The sequence below is a fragment of the Prevotella pallens ATCC 700821 genome (genome assembly GCF_000220255.1).
Classification (GTDB): Bacteria; Bacteroidota; Bacteroidia; order Bacteroidales; family Bacteroidaceae; genus Prevotella; species Prevotella pallens.
This window is the reverse complement of sequence record NZ_GL982513.1, coordinates 669,137-672,640: the sequence shown is the minus strand read 5'-3', so window position 1 is coordinate 672,640 and position 3,504 is coordinate 669,137. Positions and strand designations below refer to the sequence as shown.

Annotated in this window: 3 protein-coding genes and 1 pseudogene; 3 read left to right on the top strand and 1 reads right to left on the bottom strand. The window is 36.3% G+C overall.

Features of this window, described 5'->3' with window-relative positions:
* The 3 genes and pseudogenes from HMPREF9144_RS02575 to HMPREF9144_RS02570 form a co-directional block, all read left to right on the top strand.
* Nucleotides 1-380 (top strand): annotated as a pseudogene (locus HMPREF9144_RS02575) (transposase); the annotation flags it as partial.
* Nucleotides 381-1,168: 788 nt separating this feature from the next.
* Nucleotides 1,169-1,330, top strand: a complete 162-nt coding sequence (locus HMPREF9144_RS13490) for a hypothetical protein (protein ID WP_169310312.1) — start codon at nt 1,169-1,171, stop codon at nt 1,328-1,330.
* A gap of 25 nt (nt 1,331-1,355) precedes the next feature.
* Nucleotides 1,356-2,951: a fimbrillin family protein gene (locus HMPREF9144_RS02570; RefSeq protein WP_006044276.1), complete on the top strand. Its 1,596-nt coding sequence runs from the start codon at nt 1,356-1,358 to the stop codon at nt 2,949-2,951.
* Between the two features lie 315 nt (nt 2,952-3,266).
* Here the strand turns inward: HMPREF9144_RS02570 and HMPREF9144_RS02565 are convergent.
* The coding region (locus HMPREF9144_RS02565; protein WP_006044275.1) for a carboxypeptidase-like regulatory domain-containing protein at nt 3,267-3,504 on the bottom strand (238 nt) is incomplete at its 5' end.

Genomic DNA, 3,504 nt, shown 5'->3' with positions numbered 1-3,504 from the left:
AGTGTTTTGAAAATGCTTTTTCTCCATTGTATTGCAATACTAATGGTCGCCCCGCTCATCCTATTCGCTTGATGTGTGGTCTTTTAATCTTAAAACATTTGCGTAATGTTTCAGATGAAATGGTGGTTTCTCAATGGAGTGAGAATGCTTACTATCAATATTTTTGTGGTGGACTTGAATTTATGCCCAAACAACCCTGTGACGCTTCCGAGTTAGTTCACTTCAGAAATCGTATAGGTGAGGAAGGTATAGAGTTAATATTAGCAGAAAGTATCCGCGTTAATACCGACCATGATGACGAAGATCATTTTGATACGGCTTTCATTGATTCTACCGTACAGGAGAAGAATATAACCTATCCTACAGATGCGAAGTTGCATAACCCCAGACCATAGATTATCTCGCAACTTTTATAAAGGTGTGAAAGGAGATGCTATCAATGTATTATTAGCTGCGGCAGCATATAACTTCAAAAGAGCTATGAGAGTTCTTTTGGACCTTATAAAAAGAATCAGCATAGAGCTTGTCAGTACAGGCTTTATGCTGAAATATAGTTTTTAAGGAACGACTATTTATATACAGTTAGTTTTAGTTTTAAGTTGCTGTCACTTTTAACAATTCGCGTAATAGAGTAAATATTAAATGATTACATGTTTAAAGATGATGATAGCAATGACAGGAAAATAAGTTTTGATGGATTCTTTTCTCCACTTCTTCTTATAACACAAACAGCGTGGCGCATATAAGATTTACATACACATATATTAGGTCGAATGATAGGTCCGTTTCTAATCAGGGATGTATGAGCCGATTAGTTCAAAACATAAAATAATTGAAAAATGTAAACGATTAGATTTTAGGTAATATCATATAGCTGTTAGAAGGCAAGTTCTTTCTGGCAGCTATATTTTTATCGAATAGTTTTGATGTAAGAGACTTATGGTAAAAATGTGACCTATACGCCAAAAATGTAGCAGAAGATAAGAAGTCTAAGTTAATATTTTATAAATACAATTTTTATTATCTAAATCGGTGGGGTAAACTTGTTTATCTAAAAAAGTATAAATACTTTTGCCCTACTAATTCGATGATGTCTATCAATAAATAATGTGATTTACAGAGATGCCGCATGTAGATTAGAGAGGATATAATCATATAAAAAACAGATATGCAAAGAAAAAATTATGTAAAAAAGGAATACTGTTGCCCCGAGCTTTCAGTTATTCCTGTATCGGCAGAACCAATCATGGGTACAAACTCACCCTTTGATTCTGATCACAAAAAGGCAGAAGATGACAACACTAACTCGTATGATGTTGACCCAGATTAACTCAAAATAATTATCAATAAGAATTATGAAGATTAACAAGTTCACAAGTTTGTTTGCTACATGCTTGCTTATGGGGCTGACGGCTTGTTCTAATGACAATGTAAGTGACGCGGATTCTAGCAATAGTGCTGAGAATAAGGATTTAACAGGTAAGACTTCTTTCTCTTCAGAGGCTAAGACACGTACCTCAGGCGTTTATGATGGTTCAGGGGTAGATTTCTACTGGACTACAAACGACAATATTTGGGTAAATAGTGGCTCTGCAACATCTCCTACACTAACAGCAAGTAGTTCAAATAATATTACATCAACAACAGCTTCTGCAAAGTTCTATTTCGATGGAACTTATACGGCAGAGAGCTATCCTGTTAGATACACAGGAAACGCAAACACTTCAGGTAACACTGTTACAATAGCAACAAGTCAGAATCAGGACGAAGCCAACAATGCAACTCAGTTAGGAACTGTTGGAGACTGCGGTGTCGGAACTGCAACACGCCAAACAGATGGATCCTATAAGTTTACTCTCAGTCATAAGGCTTCGTACATAACATTTATGCCATACTACTCAAAAGAGGCGTTGGATGCTTCTGCTGTAGTAACACAAATCAAAGTTGAAGCGGCTAACGGTGAAAAGCTTGCTGGAACGTTCAATTTTAGCGACAGCGGTTTAGAAGCTGCAAATAGTTCTTCTAACAGCGTAACCTTGACTTTGAACGGAACAAGTCCAACAACTGGTTTCCCTATTCCTACTACCGCTACAGCATCTAAGAATGCAGCCATAATGGTTGTAGCTCCAGGAAGTTACTCAACCTTTAAGGTTACTTATACTCTATATGATTCTGTAACTGGTACAAAAAGCACTATTTCATATACATATAGTGGTATAAATTGTACTGCTGGAAAGAATAAGGTAATCAAGACTGACCTTGGCATGGCGACATATACTTCTCGCAAGACCAATTATTACATGTGGGATGCAAAGAGCAATTATTGGAATGGGTATGAGAGCAGTCAGCCTTTACTCAACAACGCTGTAAATACAAACTATGCAAAATCATCAGCGGACTCAAGATGGTACAATACTGTATTCGAGAAATATGTCAAGACAATGGCTACAAACTCATGCCAGAATCAGCCGACCTTCGAAGCACTTACATGGTATATTGAAGGAGGATCTCCACAGGTGGATAACAAAACTTTATGGGTATTTGCAAACCATCTTTATGTAGGAGGCATCTGGATAAAGAAACAGAGCAAAATTCCAGGTTTTATTTCTACGATGAGCTATCCAAGTGCATTTACGTGGAATTTAGGTAAAGATATTCCATATAGTGTACCAATCTCTGGCAAACCAGAAGCATCAGTAAGAAGTAGTTATTTCTATCTTCCAGCACTTGGAAAATACGTTGATGGGAAATTAACCGGTTTAGGAGTTAGTGGCTATTACTGGGCAAGTACACCAAATCCAGTTAACAATGGTGACAGAAATGCAGGTTATGGTAAAGTTATATCAGCCAACTGTCTTCGCTTTACGATAGATGAATCGAACATGGATAATGTCTATGTACGTAGTTACTATGAACGTTATGTAGGCATGCAGGTACAGAAATTTGAATAGGTCCCCACAATAATGTAAGTAAAAGAGAGGCTGGAAACAATACCAAGCCTCTCTTTTTTCATCTGGAACCTTTACTGAATAAGAATGTAGAGAACACATTTATAAAGAGAGTATAATATAAAAATAGTTCTCATTGTGGCTCTCCCGTTAAATACGTAGATTGGAAAAAGAACAAAGGCTTATACACTTGTAAGGTATGACTGTCCAAAATCGGACGGTCTCACATAAAGGGATAAAGCACAAGATAAGAATGCAGAAAAGGCAAATATTTACCATGTCCTTCCGTCTTCTACAAACAACTTATTCCCATATCACTCAACGTTTGTAAACTATTTTCATTATTATAGACTGGTAACCTATATATAAAGCATGTAGTTCATAGACTTCTTTGAGCTGTAATTTATCAACATGAAAAATAAATTCTCCATTTTTATCTGTTTGCGAAGATAGAACTATTTTCTTTTCATTATTATAAAGGCAGACTGTAGCAAACTCTATTGGAGTTTGAGAGGAATTGGCTTCAATAATTCTACCTTTTAGAGTTTGCGCATTA